This is a genomic window from Streptomyces camponoticapitis, from assembly GCF_014646115.1.
GTDB lineage: Bacteria > Actinomycetota > Actinomycetes > Streptomycetales > Streptomycetaceae > Streptomyces > Streptomyces camponoticapitis.
Window position 1 is genome coordinate 19,408 of record NZ_BMMV01000042.1, and the last position, 18,651, is coordinate 38,058.

Consider the following 18,651-nt stretch of genomic DNA (forward strand, 5'->3'; position numbering starts at 1 on the left):
CCAGGCAGCTTTGACGGCTCGACGCCTGTCGCCTCACGATGTCCAGCGCCAACGCCGCTTACCACGCGTATCCACGCGGGCGCCGGCACAGTGTCCGGGTCAGGCATCCGGATTCCAGTTCTCCAGCGGGTCCATCCGGAAGCGGGTCAGCAGCAGCGAGTCGATCAGCCAGCGCCCACCGACTCTCAGGTAGGTCTCCCTGTACTGTCCGTAGCCGTCGTGGCCCTCCGGAGCGTTCTCTCCGGCCGGGAAGGTCAGCAGATCCTCCATCGCCCAGATCCCGGACGCCGCGTCCTGCCCTGTGATCTCGATCTCCGGCATGTGACCGTGATGGACTGTCGGTGCGGCGCCGATGAGATCACGAATCGTGTCCGCGAACTCTGCCGGCGAGCCCCATGTGATCCCATCCGTCACGATTCTGGCGTCGGGCGTGAACAGTGCGGCCAGCTCGTCGTGCTTCTTCTCGTCCACGAAGCGAAAATAGCGGGCCTTGAGCTGCTTGATGCTTTCGATGCTCTCGATCGCATCCAGCCTTCGCACGACCTCGTCGAGATCACTCATTGATCCGGCCTCCTTATGAGTGCGGCACCCATCCGGGCACCCGTGTAAGCGGACGGTGATCGTCTGCCCGAGCGGCAGGCGCGTGGTTCGAAAGTCCGGGGAGACTCGCCATGGCTCAGAAGTCGAGAATGAGCCTGCCGCGTACACCGCCCGCTTCCAGACGGCGATGTGCCTCGGCCGCCTGGTCGGCCGGGAACTTCTCCGCGACCCGCAGCGAGATCCGGCCCTCCTCCGCGAGCACGCGCAGGGAGTCGAGCTTGTCCTCGGCATAGCGGTACTCAGGTACGAACACGTTCCGGACTGTCACTTCCTTGTGCTCGCCGAGGGAAGTGGTGCCGGGTTCTCCCTGGCTGCGTACCAGGGCGATCTGGCCACCGGGCCGGATGGCGGGCAGCACCCCGGGCCCCATGAGCGCGGCGTCCACGACGGCGCCCACGCCGCCGGGAACGACCTCGCGTATGCGCTCGGTAACGCCCGGTCCCCGGGTGACGATCCGATCGGCGCCCAACGAGCGCACCAGGTCCTCGTCCGTCGGCGCCGCGTCCGCCACGACGCGCAGTTCGTCTGTCTTGGCCAGCTCCACGGCGTATCCGCCTACAGCGCCCGCGGCGCCAGTCACAGCGATCCATTCGCCTGGGGCCATGCTGAGCAGGTCGAGGGCAAGGCGTGCGGTCAGCCCGTTCGTCGGAAGGGAAGCGGCCTCGGCGTGCGTTGTGCCCGCTGGAGCTCGGACGATTTGCCGGGCGTCGAGGACGATGAACTGCGCGTAGGCACCGCCGGAGGGGTCGATGGGGATGACCATCGCCATCACACGGTCCCCGATCCGCAGGTCGCTGACGGTATCGGGGCCGATCGCGTCCACCACGCCCCCCACGTCCATACCTGGCCGGTATGGCGGGGTCAGGCGTCCTGCGAGCATCGGGTCGATGCATCCTTGGCGCAGCAGGACATCTGAGGGATTTACCGCCGCCGCGTACACGCGCACGCGGATCTGCCCGGGCCCAACCTCCGGGACTGGGAGATCGACGACCTCAAGCACTTCGGGCTCGCCATAGTGGTAGACGCCCACAGCCTTCATCTCACCCTTCTCTCTTTCCGGAGTGCGTAGGTTCACCGAACAAGACGTCCACCCCGTCTCCGACCGGCGTAATCGGGCGGACTATCGCTCCCGCGTTGTACGGTCATCCGCGCCGGGCCGCAGTGTCGCCGCCTCCCAGCACGCGATCAAGATCTGGGGGTGCCGACGCCGTCGAGCCACTGAGCGAGCACGGCGGCCTCACTGTGATCGAGGTCCTTCGTGGCGGTGAGCAAGGTGACCTTGTTCTGGACGGCTAGGTCACGCAGGTGCTCGACGGCCTGCTGGTGATCGGCGTCCTTCAGCTCGGCGATGTAGCGGTCGCGGAAGTCCGCGAAGCGCGCGCGGTCGTGCTGGTACCAATGGCGCAGGCCGTTCGACGGCGCCACATCGCGGAGCCACTCATCCAGATGCGCTCGCTCCTTGCTCATTCCACGAGGCCACAACCGGTCCACGAGCACTCGCTTGTCGTCCCGCGACGAAGTGTCCTCATAGATTCTCTGGTAGTCGAACCGTCCGGCCATGGCCGTCGCCACCCTTCCCATCGGCCGCGAGGCCTCGCCCAAGCCACTCGCGACGAGGCGGGGCTCGTCACTGTCAGTCTATCGGCGGCCTTGAGCTCCAGCGCGTTGTACCGCCATGACGGCCGTAGCGCCCCATCCTCAGGGTCGGCGGGAGTCGAGCGAGCTCGGTCGAATATGGCGCAGGGCCAGAGCGCGAAGGCCGTCCGGTGGGCCCGCGACCGGGTCGACCACAGCGCAGTCGAGTCGCTAGTCCGTGACCATCCGTGTCATGGCCGGGCCGTCGGTTTGGCGCACGGTGATCTCGAGTGCCGGGTGGGCGCGGGTGGGTCCGGCCGGCCAAGGGGGCAGTGGCAGGACGCGGGGGTTGGCCGGGTAGGTGTCGATGCGCAGATGTCCGGCCAGCAGGCCTCGTACCTCCGGCACCGCCTGGCTCGCCGCCGCCGCGGCTTCCAGAGCGCGCACGGAGGAGGACAGTCCGGACTGGACGATCAGCTCCCTCGCGGCGGCGTGCGTGAAGCTGTGCTCCTCGGCGAGCGCGACGAAATGCCGCAGATGACGAAGCTCCACGGAGTCAATCTCTCACAGAGATGTGGATCATCTCTTTCCGCTGCCCTCCAGCGGAAATCATGCGGATGTCCGAGTGGGTTGGAAGGGAAGCGCAGGTCAACCAATGCCCGCGCGTTCTCATCATGTTCGTCGCACGAGTGGAGCTGTTTCGTTGTCTTCCCTTCTCTACAACCGTTCCGGCGGGGCGCTGAACGAGCCATCCGGGGGGATCGCGCCCGCGCGGAGTTTCTGGACCGTGGCGATCGCCTTGGGAGCGCTGATGGCCTTCGGTACGGTGCCGACGCCTCTGTGGCCGCTGTTCGCGGGCCGTGACGGATTTGGCTCCACGATGGTCACTGTGGCCTTCGCGGCGATGGTCGTGGGCGCCGCGGTGGGGTTTCTCCTGCTGGGACACCTCTCTGACCGGCTGGGCCGTCGGCGCATCATCGTCCCGGCGCTGCTGACGTCCGCCCTCGCCGCCCTGTTGCTGGTGACCTGGCACGGAGTGACGGGGCTGCTCGTCGCTCGCGTGGTGACAGGGATCGGCACGGGGCTGATGGCCTCGACAGCCACCGCCTACCTGAGCGACCTCTACTCCCGGGCCCATCCGAAGCGGACCGGATCCCCCAGGCCCGGTCTGGTGGCGGCCGTGGCCAATCTCGGCGGCCTTTCCCTGGGGCCGCTGGTCGCCGGAGCACTCGCTCAGTGGGCGCCGGCCCCCTTGACCACTCCTTTCGTGCTGTTCGGCGTGGTGCTCGTGGCCCTGGCCGCCCTTGTGCTCACCGGCCCGGAGACCGTGGACCGGCAGAAGGCGGGAGAGTCCGCCGCCCGGTTCGGGCTGCGCCCGGGCGGCGGCGCGGTCTTCGCCGCCGCGGCGGGCATCGGCTTCTTCGCCTTCGCCGTGATGGGCTTCTTCTCCTCGCTCGGTGCGGTCATGGTCCGTGACGAGCTGGGCATCTCGGCACCATTCATCGCGGGACTCGCAGCCTTCGCTGTGTTCGCCGCCTCCGCCGTGGCCCAGCTGGCGCTCGCACGGCTGCCCGCCGCCAGCATGCTGACGACGGGCGTGGTGCTGTTCCCGGCCGGCCTGGCGCTGACCGCGCTGTCACTCTTCCATCCGGTACTGGCGCTGTTCCTCGTCGCCGCGGCGCTGACCGGGGCCGGCGCGGGGCTGCTGTTCAAGGTCTCCGTGGGCCAGAGCGTGGCGGCCGCACTACCCGCGTCACGTGCCGGTGTGCTCGCCGTGTTCTTCGCCATCGCCTATGCCGGAATGGGACTGCCCTCGATCGGCTTCAGCCTTGCCGCGCGCCAGTTCGGTCTGCGCCCTTCGATGATCGGCTTCGCTGCCGCGCTCTCCCTGGGTGCGCTCATCGCGGTCCGCGCCTCGCATCGACTCGCCGCACGCGCCGATACCTGACCCCGCAGCACGGGCCATCGGCCCGCCGCACCACTGCGCGGTCATCGCGCAGGCCGTCCCGATCCTTCCGGATCACTGCCACAAGGAGCAGCACACATCATGAACTCAGCCTCTTACAACCGCCCTTCGCCTTCGGCCGTCACAGGTCCGCACGATTTCGTCCCCGGTCGCCCTGTTGTCTTCCGCCACGCCACCGTGTTGACCATGGACACACAGGACGCCATCGAAAATGGGGACGTCCTGGTCATCGGGGACAGCGTCGAGGCGATCGGCCACGATCTGGCCGTGCCCGAGGGGACGGCCGAGATCGACGCCGCCGGCGGCATCCTGATGCCCGGCATGATCGACTCCCACCGCCACATGTACCAGACGGCGCTGCGCGGCATCGGCGCCGACTGGACCCTCAGCCAGTACTTCGTGTTCTGCTACCTGAATTGGGGCAAACTCTTCCGGCCTCAGGACATCTACGCCGGCAATGTCCTCGCCGCGGTCGAAGCGCTCGACGCGGGAGTGACGACGACCCTGGACTGGTCGCACGGTCTGCAGACCCCGGAGCACGCCGACGCCGCCGTCGATGCCCTCCAGGCCACCCCCGGCCGTTTCGTACTCGGCTACGGCAACTTGCTCAGTGCCCCCTGGGACTGGGCCTCCAGCCGCGACTTCAGGGCGTTCGCGGCCCGCCGGTTCACCGCCGGCGGGGACATGCTCAGTCTCCAGTTGGCCTTTGACGTCACCGCGGACCCTGCCTTCCCCGAGCGCAAGGCTTTCGAGGCGGCCCGCGACCTGGGGCTGCGCGTCACCACCCACGCCGGGGTATGGGGCGCCACCAACGACGACAGCATCCGCCTGATGTGGGAACACGGCTTCATGACACGTGAGGTCACCTACGTCCACGCGGCCTCTCTGTCCCAGGACTCCTACCACCGCATCGCGGCCACGGGCGGCTCCGTCTCGGTCTCCTCGGAGAGCGAACTCAACGCGGGGCAGGGCTACCCGCCCACCCAGCACCTGCGCAAGCACGGCATTCCGGTCTCGCTGTCCATGGACTCCAGTATGTGGTGGAGTGCCGACCTCTTCTCCGCCATGCGCTCCACCCTGAGCGCGGACCGCGCCCGCGAGCACCTCCAGGCTCACGGTCGTGACGAGACCGTGGTCCACAACCACCTTAGGGCCGCGGATGTGGTGCGATGGGCCACCCTGGGCGGTGCACACGCTCTTGGGCTGTCCTCGGTCGTCGGCAGCATCACTCCCGGCAAGAAGGCCGACCTGGTGCTGATCAAGAACGACCGGTCACCGGCCATGTACCCGATCATCCACCCCTACGGACATGTCGTCTTCCAGGCGGGCCGCGGCGACGTCCACACCGTCATGGTCAACGGCAGGATCGTCAAGTACGACCACGCACTCCTCGACAGCGTTCCTCTGAACGCCGCCCGAGAGGCTGTCGCCCAGACCGTCGAGCACTTCCGCACCTCCATGGGCGACAAGGAGTGGAAGGCGGCGCGCGAGCCCGAACTTCCCCACACCGAGCGGATCTCCAACCCGTACACCTACACCGCCTGGGAAGGCGGCGACCACCGCCACAAGCCCGAGGCGTAGACCTGGTACCCGGTCGCACCCGGGGCTCCCTGCCCAGTGACACCCCAGGGGTGTGGGCCGGCTGTCCCGGACGGCGACAGACGCTCCATGAGCATCTCGGCGCTCAGGCACGGCCGGAGACTGCGGAGTCCCCACCAGTCCGGAACGGTTCAGTGCGAGGACCACCCGACGAGCCGCCTCATCCGGCCACAACCAGAGTCTGCGGGGCAGTGGCCTTCATGGGCAGCCGTGGAACGGCAACAACCTGGACACCTACGCGGACGATCTAGCGGCATTGATCGAGACTCTTGACCTGCAGGACGTAATCTTGGTCGGCCACTCAACGGGGGCGGCGAGGTCACGCGGTACATCGGCCGTCACGGGACGGGCCGGGTGGCGAAGGGGAGGAGCATCACACCGAAATCGACGCCCTGATCGCTGCGTCGTCTGTCTCGCTAGCACGATGGAGAATCGATGCCAACGCGTCCGATCGCGACGACCTTGCTGCGGCTTTGGAGACGCTGGGCAAAAAAAATTGACGGAACACCTGGCAGTGGAAGAGGCTGAAGTACTGTCCATCGTCGACCAGTACCTCACGGAGGCGGAGTGACATGAACTGGGGAACCACGCCATCAACCGCCTTTCGAAAAAGAAGCTTCCCATCATCTTCGGCATGCTGGCCTCCCTTGCCGAGCCTGCGGTTATCACCCTGATGCTGTCACCGCCCCGCTCGTGCCGCGCCTGATCATGCCCATTGTGGGCCCGCGCGCCTTCGCCTCTCATGCCCGCAAGGTGTATGGGTCTGGCGTCTTCTGAACTTCGAGTCTGACGGGACTCACCCAGGCTTGGACGTAACTCCTCATCAGGGAAACGCTTGATGAGCAACGGGATTACCGCTACTGGAAAGCGGAGGAAGAGGTTCGGTCGGTCTCGCTGTTGACCCATGGCTGCATACCCTCCTCGAACTGACATCAGGTTGATGGGGTACGCGTCAGCGGTATGCGGGTCACCGACGAGAATGGGCCGGGTTGTAGCACCTGGCCTCGCCTGTGCTCCGGTCCGCTGCTGAAGGCAGGGTTACCGGTCTGCGGGCGGTCCGCGACCACGTGCCCCTGGGGCTGCCGCAGACTCCGCATGTACCCAGAGGCATCTTCGCTACGTCGGCAAGGACTACATGGTCGCCTTCGACTTCTACTCGGTGTGGGCCCGCGGGGTCCGCAGCTGCCAGATGGTAGAGGTCAGAGCCACGTAGTCCGCATTCCACCGTCCCCAGTCACGGGTGCGAGACCCGGCTGGCTCCGGCCGAGGCGAGGCCGGACAAAAGCGTCGTGGAGGAGCCTGCGCGTGATGACATCGGCACCATTGACGTCTTCGTCGGTGTTTCGCAGAAACGCCGAGAACTCCGCAGAGACGCCCTCGCCAACCTGTCATCGGGAATGCGCAGGCGGATCGATCCAGACTCCGGAAGAGCGCCTATCCACCTTGACCAAGGAGATAGGGGCACCCCCGTCAGCGAGGCGGCACGGCCCCCCGCAACCGCGCTCCAGTCTGGATTCGCGTTGGCGAAACCGCAGCGAGTGGGTCACCGGACGTCAGGAGATCGTGGCGTTCCTTACTCGGAAATAGTCACGAGAACTCGAATACCGACTGATAAAGGAGCTTTGGGCATTCGGTGACAATCGGATAGCTGTGCGCTTCGCCTATGAGTGCCTCGATGCTGACGGGAACCGGTGGCGTTCTTTCGGCATTCGATGCGGACGGCCTCTTGGCCGTGCGGCACGCCTGCATCAATGATGTGCCTATCACCGAAGCCGAGCGCCAGTACCATTGGCCGCTCGGCCGACGACCTGACGACCACCCGAGCCTCAGCGAACTCGGGTTCTGGGTCCGTACGGAGTCGTGGTCTCGTGGGGCTCCGGCCCGGGAGGGCCGGGGCCCCTGGGGTAGAACGGTTGGGCGGCGAAGTGGGGCTTGGCGGACTTGTCGCTGGTCAGCGTGGACTCGACCACAGTCCGGGCTCATCATGATGCCGCGGGGATGATTGTGGAGTCCGAGAGCCTGGACACGTTGGAGAAGGCCGCGGCGGAAAACGGGGCGCCGGCGAGGAACAGGACGGGCAACTCGACCCGGAGCGGGAAGAACGACGACGCGTGAGACGTCGCCACAAGGCGCGGCTCGCCGCCGCCGACCTGGGGCCGATCCCGCGGCGGCCGCAACGTCGAGCGCACCATCAACAAGATCAAGGACTGGCGCGGCCTCACCGTCTGCTCGAACCGCTCAATCAGACGCAGCCGGGGCTGAATTGTCGACGCCTGGAGGAACCGGGCGGACTGCTGCTTGGCCCACCCTCCTTCATCGCGGCGAAGACGGCTGGCTCCGGGGCCAGATGGACGACGTTCGGCGCCAGGACAAGACGCACCGAACCCGGTGCCTCAGCGATCATGGCCGATGCCCTATCAAACGCAACATTGATGTGTCCACTCCCTTGCCCTGGTCAGCCGCGCACAGTGTTGCACCTGATGCAATTCATCGCGTTTCGGATCTTCAGCAATCCGCCCGTGCGGCCTCGCGGATACGCCCGTCCAGCCTCTTCGCGACGAGGCCTTCGAGTGCTGGCTCCAGTAGCGGCCGGCTGCCGGACGTTTGCCTACGTGCCTGGGTGATCATCCGGGTCCGGGACGTTCGACACGGAGGCCGGCGTTGTGCGCGGCCTCGGCGAGTACCCGCCGCAGCATCGCTGGGGTCAGTCTGCCGGTGAATACGTTGCGCTGACTCACGTGGTAGCAGCCGAACACTGTCACCTCGGCGCCCGCCCCGCCCGCGGGAGCCAACGTCGTTCGTACGCCGTGGCCGAACGCCGGGCGCGGCCGTGACACGCTCCAGCCGGCGTCCTGCATGGCAGGGAGCGCGGCCTGCCAGCCGAAGGCACCCAGCACGACGACGGAGCGCATGGTCGTCTGCATCAGCTGTGCCTCCCGGGCCAGCCACACGCGGCAGGTGTCCCTCTCGCGAGTTGTGGGGCGATTGGCGGGGGGAGCGCAGTGCACAGGCGCGGTGACCCTGACTCCGTACAGTTCCAGCCCGTCATCCAATCCCGTCGCCGTGGCCTGGGAGGCTAGGCCGAGCTCGTACAGTGTTGCGTACAGGAGGTCGCCTGCCCGGTCACCGGTGAACATCCGGCCCGTCCGATTTGCGCCGTGCGCGGCGGGCGCCAGCCCCGTAATCAGCATGGTTGCGTCCGCAGGCCCGAACCCGGGCACGGGTCGCCCCCAGTACTCCCAATCAGCGAAAGCGGGACGTTTGGCGAGGGCGGTCTCCTCACGCCACGCCACGAGGCGCGGGCAGGCGCGGCACCGCACCAGGCGCGTTTTCAGTTCTGTCAGCGTGCTGGCCTCGGCTGCAGCCTGCACCGGGTAGTCCGTGGACAAGGATCAATTCGCTTTCTCAGTGGCTGGTAGCGCATGGGTGAACCTTTTGGTCCTGGAAAGCCCGGCCTGTCGGGCGCTCTGAACAGGGCCTAGGTGTATTGACCTGGGGGTTGTTGACGCGGGTGTTGGGTGGCTTGCCTCCGAGTGCGGTGTGGCAGTGGTGGTGGTTGTAGGTGTGGAGGAAGTCTGTCAGGGCTTCGGTCCGCTCGGTGTTGGAGGTGTAGGGCCGCGGGTAGGCCCATTCGTCGAGCAGGGTGCGGTTGAAGTGTTCGGCCTTGCCGTTGGTCTGGGGCCGGTAGGGGCGGGTGAGTTTGCCGGTCGCGCCGAGCTCGTTGAGGGTCTGCTTCCAGGTCAGGCACTTGCGGTAGGACCAGGCGTTGTCGGTGAGGACGCGTTCGATGCGGGTGATGCCGTGGGTGTGGAAGAAGGCGGCGGCGCGGGTGAGGAAGCCGGCGCAGGTCGTGACTTTCTCGTCCGGGTGGATCTCGCTGTAGGCGAGGCGGGTGTGGTCGTCGACAGCGGAGTGGACGTAGTCGAAGCCCATCCCGCGGATCGGTCGGCCGGCGTGCCGTCCCAGGGCTTTGTGGCCGCCGCCGTCGGGGATCCGGCCGGGTTTCTTCGCATCGATGTGGATCGGTTCGCCGGGGCGGTCGCGTTCGTGGCGTTGGATCACGGTGCCGGTGGGCCGGTCGAGCCGGGCGAGGCGGTGCAGGCCGTGGCGGGTCAGGATGCGGTGGACGGTGGAGGCGGGCAGGCCCAGGACCGGGCCGATCCGGGCGGGCCCGAGCTTGCGGGACCGCCTCAGCTCGCAGACCTGTTCTTCGACGGTGGCGGGGGTGCGGTGCGGAGTCATCAGCGGCCGGCTGGAGCGGTCTGCCAGGCCGGCTTCGCCCTCGGCCCGCCACCGGCGCACCCACTTGTGAGCGGTGGGCCGTGAAACACCCAGCTCGGCGGCGACATGCGCCACCGGCCGCCCGGAACGGACGCGGTCGACCAGCAACCGCCTGCCATGAACGGTCAACCGGGCATTACGGTGGGACGCGAAGACCTCCTGTGCGGTGCAGTCCTAGGGCCTATGTGGGGTTGTGATCTCTTGGGGTTCCGGCCCGGGAAGGTCGGGGCCCTTGAGGTAGAACGGTGGGGTGCCTCGACTTCAACTTTCCGATACCGAGTGGGAGTTCATCTCCCCGTTCCTGCCGGTCGGTGAGTACGGGCCGTACCCGGAGAACCTGCGGGCGCACTTCGAGGGTGTCGTGTGGCGGTTCAGGAACGGGGCGAAATGGCGGGAGCTGCCCGAACGATTCGGGCACTGGTCCACCGTTTACGGCCGGTTTCGGCAGTGGCGGGATGTCGGGGTGTTCACCGCGGTGTTCCAGTGTGCGATCGCCGAGGCGGCGAAGCGGGGCCTGGTGGACGTGTCGCTGGTCAGCGTGGACTCGACCACGGTCCGGGCCCATCATGATGCCGCAGGGATGATCGTGGAGCCCGAGACTCTGGAGGCGGTGGAGAAGGCCGCCGCGGAAAAAGGGGCACCAGCGAGGAACAATACGGGCAGCTGGACCCGGAGCGGGAGGAACGACGACGTGTGAGGCGTCGCCGCAGGGCCCGGCTCGCCGCCGCTGGCGTGGGGCGTTCCGGTGGCGGACTGACCACCAAGATGCACCTGTCCTGCGTGCCGCAATGCCTGCCCCTCTCGCTCAAGATCACCGCGGGGCAGGCGGGAGACAGTCCGCAGTTCATCCCAGTCCTGGACGAGATCCGCGTCCCCGGCCCGGTCGGCCGCCCCGCACCCGGCGCGACGCAGTCGCCGGCGACAAGGCGTACTCGTCCCGCAAGAACCGCTCCCACCTGCGTAAACGTGGGATCAAAGCGGTCATCCCCGAGAAGAAGGATCAGGCCGCCCACCGCAAGAACCGCGGCTCACGCGGCGGACGGCCTGTCACCTGCGACAAGCAGCTGTACAAGCTCCGCAACAGTGTCGAACGCACCATCAACAAGATCAAGGACTGGCGCGGCCTCGCCGTCCGCTACGACAAAAAGCCTGAAAGCTACCAGGCCGGACTCGAATTATGCGCCGGCCTCCTCTGGATCCGACACCTCGGATCGCAGCCTTGATCACAACTCCACACAGGCCCTAGCGGCCCGCGGTTTCCAGGGCAAGGGGGAGGCCGCCGAGCCGCTCCCCAAGCGCGGCGGCTTCCTCCGTGGTGCCGGCGGCGGGTGCGGCATCGCGCAGCACCGCGCCCGAGGGGTCAGCTGCCAGGGGTTCGAGGGGGACGAGGTGAGCCCGCGGCCCCCAGGTGGTGGGCGCGGTGTCGCGGGTGGTGACCAGGAGAAGACCGGCACCGTCGGGGCGCACCCAGCCACGGTAGGAGCCCACCGGCTCGCTGCCAGGCCCGAGGTTGCGGGGGTGTCGACGTTGTCGATCACGATCACCCACCCCCGCACTGAGGCCAGTCGCTCCCACACCACGTCGACCAGAGCGGGCCCGGCCGTTCTGGGCGTCGTGGAGCCGGGTTTCGGGGAGTCCCAGTTCCTGGGCGATGCGGGTGAGGTCGTGGGCGAGGCGGGCGGCATCGTCCTGCCACCGCACCCAGAACACCGCCCGCCCTTGGGTCTCGGCCTGTCGGGCGGCCTGGGCGGCGAGGGTGGTCTTGCCCAGCCCGCCTGTTCCACAGACCACGACGAGTCCGTCGTCCCGGCCGGCTGCCAGAGTCTGGAGGTCGGCGAGTTGGCTGTCACGGCCGCAGACGGGGGCCTGGACAGCGGGAGCACGGTAGGAGGGGCGAGCGGCAGCCGCCCGCACCCAACGCCCACCCGCCCCACCACCCGCAACGGGTGACGTAGCCGGAGCGGGAGAACGCTGCGCGACCAGCGAGACGGCGAGACCGAGCAGGCCGACGGTCCCACCGATCACGCTGGAAAGCTGATCCGCCGTCTCCAGCCCGACCCGCGCGACCGCACACGCGATCCCGCCGAGTGCTGTGGCTCCTGCTGCTGCCCACAGCAGTCGGCCAAGCACCCACCGCCACCGGCCCCGCCCCACATGCCCACCCACCACACCCGCAACCCCCACCCCTGTCGCCCGTCCCGATACGACGAGAATGCCCACCACCACATGTCCACGGGTAGAGCTGGGGGTTTCGGTACCCAGCCGTGACAGCCAGTCGCCGACCAGGCCACGCCGCCCGCGGATGTCGACTCAGGCATGCCTCGGCACCCTCATCTCGGCCAACCTGGAATCAACGAGGTGTGCTGGGGAAACGCCGACAGACTGCAAACGTGCAGCTCAGGTCGAATGATCTCCAAGCCAGAGAGGTCTCTAGAGGTGTCTCAAAGGGGCCTTCGTCTTGCCGATGAACACGTCCACCCGTAGGTTGCCCCGGCGAACCGCTCGGCCGCAGCCCGGGACGAGCGGAGCGCTCGGCGAGCGCACCGTGAGCGCCTGGATGGTGAGGACAAGTTTCGCTGTCGGGGCTGCTAGGTTGCTAGTTTTCCCGGTCCCGGAGATAGGCGATCTCTCGCGCGTTGGCTGCTTGCGCAGGCTCGGAAGGTCGCGATGATGAAGCTTGCCTTCCCGTGCGGGGGACAGTCCGCAAGGTCGCGCTTGGCCGGCAAGCGTGATAGCGGATGCGCACGGTCAGTCAGGCGGACGTACCGGCTCAGCCGGCCCACCGTTTTGATCTTGATCCGCAAGGGGCAGGCGAACCCAAGAGCCTGATCGTGGATTCGCCTGGTAAGCATGGGCCTCCCCAGTAGATGGGCCCTTAGCTTGAGATGTCGCCACCCCGAGCGAGGGACTAATATCCACATATGGGTGATATTCGATTTAGCTGGTTCGGCTTCCCAGCCCCCCTGGGGGAACCTGGCGGTCCTGCGATACCAGGGATGGCGTGAGCGCGGAGGAGGGAGCCTCCACCACAGCAGAGGTGGAACGGGCCCTGGCGGAGTTGGTACGGGCCACCGGTGCGCACATCGGCGTGGTGTATCTACTGAAGCCCGAGGACCAGACCGTACGCATGGCCTTTGTGACCGGCGTGTCACAAAGGATCGCTATGCCCTGGTCGCAAGTAGCGCTCGCGGCAACGGTCCCGGTAGCCGAGGCAGCACGTGGGCGGCCGGTATGGGTAGCCAACCACGCGGAACTGGCCCGCCGCTTCCCTCGTACAGCACTCGCTCTGCCGTACCACGTCGCCATGAGCGCGGTACCCCTGGCTTCCGGCGGCACCAGATGGGGGGCGCTGCTCCAGATGTGGCCCGCTACACACGCGCCGGATCTCTCCGACCAGGAAACGTGGGCGATCGACGACGGCGCTAGCCGCATCAGCGGCCTTCTGCTGCGGGCCATGCAGGAAGGGCATCCGCTGCGACCCACGGAGTTGCGCACAGTGAGTCCGCCGCTCGCCCGGCACGCGGAGCCCGGAGCCGAACTTACCGAGCGCTTCCCGGAAGGCACGTGCGCCCTGGACCTCGATGGCCGCATCACCTTCCTCACCAAGCACGCCGTCGACCTGCTTGGCAGCAGCCGCGAGGGACTGCTGGGGGCCCGGCTCTGGGAAGCGTTGCCCTGGCTGAATGATCCGGGCTACGAAAATTCCTACCTTGGGGCACTTTTCAGCCGTCTGCCCGCGTCTTTCACCGCCCTGCGCCCCCCCGACCGCTGGCTGGCCTTTCACCTTTACCCCGACGCCACCGGGATTAGCGTTCGTATCACGCCCTGTGAGGCGCCCCGCGACGACGTTGATCCGGTACTGATGCCAACCGAGGAGCCCGCCCGCCCCGGCAACCTCTTCCGCTTGCTGCACCTGTCATCTACCCTCACCGACGCTGTCGGGGTGGAGGACGTGACCGAGGCGGTTACCAACCAGATCATGCCGGTCATCAACGCCCAAGCGCTGGCGCTGGTAACCGCTGATGAGGGTCGGCTGCACGTCCTCGGTTGGCGCGGTTTCCGAGGGGACATTGCGGCCGGCTTCGATCGCCTCCCCGTGACTGCGGATACCCCAGTCGTCCGGACAATCCTGAGTGGCGAACCCCTTTTCTCCACGGACGGCGACGAACTCAGACGCACCTCCCCGAGCGTTCGAATGGACCCGGACAAAAGCTCTTTCGCCTACTTGCCGATGTTCGCCTCCGGCCGGACGATCGGCTGCTGCGTCCTGGGGTACGACCGGCGGCACACGTTCTCGCTGGACGAGCGCGCCGTCCTCACCTCGCTGGCCGGCGTAATCGCGCAGGCTCTCGAACGGGCCCGGCTGTACGACAGCAAGAACCAGGTCGCACTTGGCCTCCAGGCAGCCCTGCTGCCCCAAGAGTTGCCGAAGATCCCCAGCCTTCAGGTCGTCGTGCGCTATCTCCCGGCGACCGATGGCTTGGACATCGGAGGCGACTTCTACGACCTCATCCGTCTGGACGACACCTCGGCCGGCGCCGTCATCGGTGATGTACAGGGCCACAATGTAAACGCCGCCGCGCTAATGGGTCAGGTCCGGACTGCCGTCCACGCGTACGCCAGCGCCGGGGCTTCGCCGGACGAGGTACTCGCGCGCACCAACCGCTTGCTGATCGACTCGTGTTCCACCCTGTTCACCAGTTGCCTCTACGCCCACCTCGACCTGCGGGACAACCGTGCCCGGCTCGCAACGGCCGGGCATCTGCCGCCGATCCTGCTCCATCCTGACGGCCATACGGAGATTTTGGATGTTCCGACTGGAATCCTCCTCGGCGTCGAGCCGCAGCCGGAGTACAGGACGGTGGACGTCTCACTGCCCCCCGGCTCCGTGCTCGCCTTCTACACGGACGGCCTCGTCGAAGTGCCTGGCATCGACCTGGGTAGGTCGATCGATGAACTCGCCGCGCAGTTGGGGGAAGGGGATCCGCGCTCCCTGGAATCGCTCTCGGAGACTCTGGTTCGCTGTGCTGAGCGAACCCGGCAATCCTTCCGGGGTGGGGATGACATTGCGCTCCTGCTCATCAAATCGGAGCGAGAGTGAAGATCACGGGTAACTCGTTTGAATAGCTGCGGAGAAGGCTGTCCCTACGACGGCGCGGGCACTGCGGCTCAAAGCCGCTCAGAGGGTGGCTGCTGTATGACGTTAAGCAGGTGGGGCAGATCCGGAGGGACAGGGGATCTGCACATAAGGATGGGAAGATGAGGATTTTCCCACCCCGACATTCTTCCAGCGCTCTACGACCTCGGTGTCCTGTCGTGCACCGAGTAATTGGGCTGGCGCGCCCCGCAATGCCCCTGCCATGCTGCCGCCGACTTGGCTTGTGTGGAATGGGAGCTGTTTTACTCGCGCTTGCGCATCGCCACCGTCTTCCCGCCACCCGAGTGACCAGGTGGCAGAGCGCGACACGCCACCGACGCGCCGGATGACCACAACGTGCGAATAATTTGATGCAGGGCGTGGGGAGTCGAGCCCTGGATCACGATCGGCGGGAGGACCGGGAGGCATGCGCTTATCAGATCGCTGGGGGGATCTGCCCGCTGTTCGATGGCTGGCCAGGCGCGACTCAGATCTGAGCGCCACCCGCAGAGCTTTCCGTACGGCCCTTGTTATGCCTTCTCTGTACGCCGTGTGTAGCCAGGTGATCGGTTCGATCACCATGGCCCTGTTCGCCGCGTTCGGCTCGTTCTCGATGCTGCTGCTTACAGACTTCTCCGGTTCACTGGTACAGCGGCTGCGAGCACAGGCTGGGATGGCGGCAGCGTGGATGGTGCTTATCTGTCTCGGTACCCTGGCAGCGCAGCAGACCTGGCTCGCGATCGGTGCCATGGTGGTGGTCGGATTCCTGGTGCTGTTCTCAGGGGTGGTCAGCTCTGTACTTGCGGGTGCCTCTACTCCCCTTCTGCTGGCTTTTATTCTGCCGCTGACGGTTCCAGCTCCCCTACAGGAACTTCCCGCCCGACTCGCCGGGGCCGGTTTGGCATCGGCTGTGGCAATTCCCGCGGTAGTTCTGCTGTGGCCTCGGCCGGCAAGGAATCCGCTTGCCCCGCCCACAGCCCGTATGTGCCGTGCAAGCGCAACTGCCCTGCGCAGCTGCGTGTCGGGGCCACCTGGGCACGTTCAGCACTCACGCTTGCGGCGTGAGGGCATGCAGAAGGCGGCAGACGATCTGCGCCGTGCCTTCGATGCCACCCCCTACCGGCCTACGGGGCTGTCCACCAGTTCACGCTCCCTTGTGCGGTTAGTGGATGGACTGACCTGGATTCACTCCATCGCGGACGAGTACTGCACGGCGACGGACGGTACTGGCAGCACGCTGGAGAGCAGTGTCGCGCGTGACTGTGCGACCGCGGTCCTGGAGCGTGCAGCCTGTCTGCTCGACGACCTACGGGGCACTACCACCGTCGAATTCCTGTTGGCGGTCAGCGAGCTGCGGCGGGTTATGGACCAGCTGGACCACAGTGCCCAAGCCGGGCTGGCTTTACGCCCTTCTTCCGGGCAGCCGACAGGATCTGCGGATCCAAACCGGATGCTCATGGAGCGTTGGGACGCATCCTTCCGCGCTCACGAGTTGTGCTTTGCCACGCTCCGGCTCGCGGAGAACGTGGAGGTAGCCGCAGCCGCAGATCGGCGTCTTTGGCTGGAGCAACTCCTGGGGCATACGCCTGGGAGCTTGCAGCGTCCTCTGGCCTCCGCTTGGGAACGTGCAGCTTCTCACTTCCGCTTGCAGTCGTTTGGCTGCACAACAGCGTCCGTGGGGCGGTCGGTCTGGGCCTCGCGGTGGGCGTCGTCAGGATCGTTGAAGTGCAGCATTCTTTCTGGGTACTGCTGGGCATCTTGTCGGTGCTCAGTTCGAGCGCCATCGCTACGGGCCACAAGGTCGTCCGTGGGCTGGTAGGCACCGTAGCTGGCTCAGTCATCGGCGCTGGCCTGCTCAGCCTGGTCGGTACTCATGGCGGGCTGCTGTGGGTGCTGCTGCCGCTGGCGATCCTGGCCGCCGGCATCACAACCACCATCTCCTTCAGTGTGGGTCAGGCCGCCTTCACCATCACGCTGGTCACTTTCTTCAACGTGGGCCAAGCCCCGAACTGGCACGTCGCTCTCCTGCGGGTGGAGGACATCGCCCTCGGCTGCGCGGTGAGTGTGGTGGCAGGACTGATCTTCTGGCCGGGTGGCGCCGCAGCGGCGGTGAACCGGTCTCTGGCGCAGGCGTACGAGATCACCGCACGGTACCTGGTGCAAGCCGTCTCCTATGCTGCCAGTCGCTGCAGCACAGGAGATCCCGTCCCTCCCCCACTGCAAGAGGCTCGCGAAGCCGCGGCTGTGTCGCTCAGGCTTGACGACGCTTTCCGCACCTACCTCGCCGAGCGCGGAGGTAAAACGCTCTCGCTGGCTGGCATGACCACGCTGGTGGCCGGGGTCGCTGAGGTGCGCATGTCAGCAGATGCCGTGGTCGGCCTCTGCCGTCATTCTGAAGACCATTTCTCATCGGCAGACGGGGTCGCAGCAGTCGCTGGCGTAAGCGCAGCCGCCGACCGGATCGGCACTTGGTATGAGGATTTTGCCATCGCGGTGGACATCGAGCCGCCCCGCCAGATCCGCTCCCGCGTGACAGTGCGGTCGAAGAACCCATCGTCCGTTTTCTGCGCTTCGAGATGGCAGAAACCGACACGCGGTCCCACGCCACGGCGGTCCGGATCCTGTGGACCGCTGATTACGTCAAGGCGGCCCGGCACCTCCAGCCGAGACTGTGGAGCAGACTCCACTCGGAGGGGCCTTCGGGCCGGAGTGAACGGACAGGCGAACGGACATGACCGGGGGAGCAACCGTTTAGGCAAGTACGTTTGGCTGTCACGGGTTCTACAACCGCAGTGGACCGGTCCGTGTGTCTGCACCAATGGCAGAACGCACACCGAGTACACCTCTGGCATTGATGGAGACGGCGGTCTCCTGAGGTGTGCGCTCCAGGCCACCGCTGATAGGCAGGTGCGGCCTGCTCAAGTCGTTGTCAGATTGATGGCGCCAAGGGGAATGCGGTGTGATTTGGCCAGAAGGTGCAGCTTTTGCCGACAGTGGCGTACGACAAGCCCGTTCTTGTCCAGATTCATCAGAGCGAGCACTTCCTCCGGGCGGCCATCAGCCGAGTGCGGGGTCGTCCAGTGGTCGTGTGCGGCAGAGCCCGCTAATCGGCCCCTGGTAGTCGCGAGAGCGCCCGCAGCCTCCCGTCGGCTTCGCAGCTCCCCTGTCCGAACGATGACGCAAGTGGCTCCGTTGCAGGTAAGGCCAACTCTGAGGGCATCTTGGTCTCGGCTGCCGAGGTGTTTGAGAACCAGTTGCCGGCCTGCGGGGCGTGTTGCCACGGTTCGCAGACCGCTCCCTCGACGCAACGTGCCGGAGAATTCATCGCAGTGTTCAGGGCCAGGGCAGCGCGAGGCTTCCGACGATACTGCCACTCTTGGATGCGAGCATGGCAACAGGATCCCCGCCCAGCCTTCGCACTCTAAGCTTGTTCTTTATCTACCAAGATCTTCCGGGCTTGCCGATGGCCCTGAGGGTCTCGGGGCGTTTGACG

At 66.7% G+C, this 18,651-nt stretch carries 10 protein-coding genes and 5 pseudogenes; 8 read left to right on the forward strand and 7 right to left on the reverse strand.

The window, feature by feature from the left end:
* Positions 1 to 99 precede the first annotated feature (99 nt).
* The 4 genes from IEY79_RS36110 to IEY79_RS38275 all read right to left on the reverse strand — a co-directional run bounded on the left by IEY79_RS36110 (position 100) and on the right by IEY79_RS38275 (position 2,727).
* Positions 100 to 561, reverse strand: coding sequence for a nuclear transport factor 2 family protein (locus IEY79_RS36110; RefSeq protein WP_229701420.1), 462 nt, complete (start codon positions 559 to 561; stop codon positions 100 to 102).
* A 115-nt stretch (positions 562 to 676) separates the two neighbouring features.
* Positions 677 to 1,639, reverse strand: a complete 963-nt coding sequence (locus IEY79_RS36115) for a quinone oxidoreductase family protein (RefSeq protein WP_189111899.1) — start codon at positions 1,637 to 1,639, stop codon at positions 677 to 679.
* Between the two features lie 146 nt (positions 1,640 to 1,785).
* Positions 1,786 to 2,160 carry a DUF488 domain-containing protein gene (locus IEY79_RS36120; RefSeq protein ID WP_189111900.1) on the reverse strand — a complete coding sequence of 125 codons (375 nt, stop codon included), beginning with the start codon at positions 2,158 to 2,160 and terminating at the stop codon, positions 1,786 to 1,788.
* A 246-nt stretch (positions 2,161 to 2,406) separates the two neighbouring features.
* The gene (locus IEY79_RS38275) at positions 2,407 to 2,727 is read right to left on the reverse strand and encodes a LysR family transcriptional regulator (protein ID WP_189111901.1); all 321 of its coding nucleotides are present in this window, start codon (positions 2,725 to 2,727) and stop codon (positions 2,407 to 2,409) included.
* A gap of 235 nt (positions 2,728 to 2,962) precedes the next feature.
* Between IEY79_RS38275 and IEY79_RS36130 the strand changes: the two genes are divergently transcribed.
* The 5 genes and pseudogenes from IEY79_RS36130 to IEY79_RS37845 form a co-directional block, all read left to right on the forward strand.
* Positions 2,963 to 4,123, forward strand: coding sequence for an MFS transporter (locus IEY79_RS36130; RefSeq protein ID WP_229701421.1), 1,161 nt, complete (start codon positions 2,963 to 2,965; stop codon positions 4,121 to 4,123).
* Positions 4,124 to 4,327: 204 nt separating this feature from the next.
* Positions 4,328 to 5,722, forward strand: coding sequence for an amidohydrolase family protein (locus IEY79_RS36135; protein WP_229701422.1), 1,395 nt, complete (start codon positions 4,328 to 4,330; stop codon positions 5,720 to 5,722).
* Between the two features lie 202 nt (positions 5,723 to 5,924).
* Positions 5,925 to 6,103, forward strand: a pseudogene (locus IEY79_RS36140) (alpha/beta fold hydrolase); the annotation flags it as partial.
* 945 nt (positions 6,104 to 7,048) lie between these two features.
* Positions 7,049 to 7,580 (forward strand): annotated as a pseudogene (locus IEY79_RS38565) (DUF1348 family protein); the annotation flags it as partial.
* Positions 7,581 to 7,660: 80 nt separating this feature from the next.
* Positions 7,661 to 7,912 (forward strand): annotated as a pseudogene (locus IEY79_RS37845) (hypothetical protein); the annotation flags it as partial.
* 452 nt (positions 7,913 to 8,364) lie between these two features.
* Here IEY79_RS37845 and IEY79_RS36150 read toward each other — a convergent pair.
* Positions 8,365 to 9,129, reverse strand: a complete 765-nt coding sequence (locus IEY79_RS36150) for a uracil-DNA glycosylase (RefSeq protein ID WP_189111903.1) — start codon at positions 9,127 to 9,129, stop codon at positions 8,365 to 8,367.
* Between the two features lie 89 nt (positions 9,130 to 9,218).
* Positions 9,219 to 10,150, reverse strand: a pseudogene (locus tag IEY79_RS36155) (IS481 family transposase).
* A 121-nt stretch (positions 10,151 to 10,271) separates the two neighbouring features.
* Between IEY79_RS36155 and IEY79_RS36160 the strand changes: the two are divergent.
* Positions 10,272 to 11,244: pseudogene (locus IEY79_RS36160) on the forward strand (IS5 family transposase).
* Between the two features lie 19 nt (positions 11,245 to 11,263).
* On the opposite strand, the gene IEY79_RS36165 reads toward IEY79_RS36160, so the two are convergent.
* A complete protein-coding gene (locus IEY79_RS36165) occupies positions 11,264 to 12,046 on the reverse strand; it encodes an NB-ARC domain-containing protein (protein ID WP_229701423.1) in 783 nt (260 codons plus the stop codon).
* 976 nt (positions 12,047 to 13,022) lie between these two features.
* Here IEY79_RS36165 and IEY79_RS36170 point away from each other — a divergent pair.
* Both IEY79_RS36170 and IEY79_RS36175 read left to right on the forward strand, forming a co-directional pair.
* Positions 13,023 to 15,122: a SpoIIE family protein phosphatase gene (locus tag IEY79_RS36170; RefSeq protein WP_189111904.1), complete on the forward strand. Its 2,100-nt coding sequence runs from the start codon at positions 13,023 to 13,025 to the stop codon at positions 15,120 to 15,122.
* A 1,761-nt stretch (positions 15,123 to 16,883) separates the two neighbouring features.
* The coding region (locus IEY79_RS36175) for an FUSC family protein (protein WP_189111905.1) at positions 16,884 to 18,651 on the forward strand (1,768 nt) is incomplete at its 3' end.

What these genes read in the sequence shown, in the direction of transcription:
- IEY79_RS36115 (WP_189111899.1), bottom strand. Translation starts at nt 1,639, where the DNA reads ATGAAGGCTGTGGGCGTCTACCACTATGGCGAGCCCGAAGTGCTTGAG.
- IEY79_RS36120 (WP_189111900.1), bottom strand. Translation starts at nt 2,160, where the DNA reads ATGGCCGGACGGTTCGACTACCAGAGAATCTATGAGGACACTTCGTCG.
- IEY79_RS36135 (WP_229701422.1), top strand. Translation starts at nt 4,328, where the DNA reads ATGGACACACAGGACGCCATCGAAAATGGGGACGTCCTGGTCATCGGG.
- IEY79_RS36110 (WP_229701420.1), bottom strand. Translation starts at nt 561, where the DNA reads ATGAGTGATCTCGACGAGGTCGTGCGAAGGCTGGATGCGATCGAGAGC.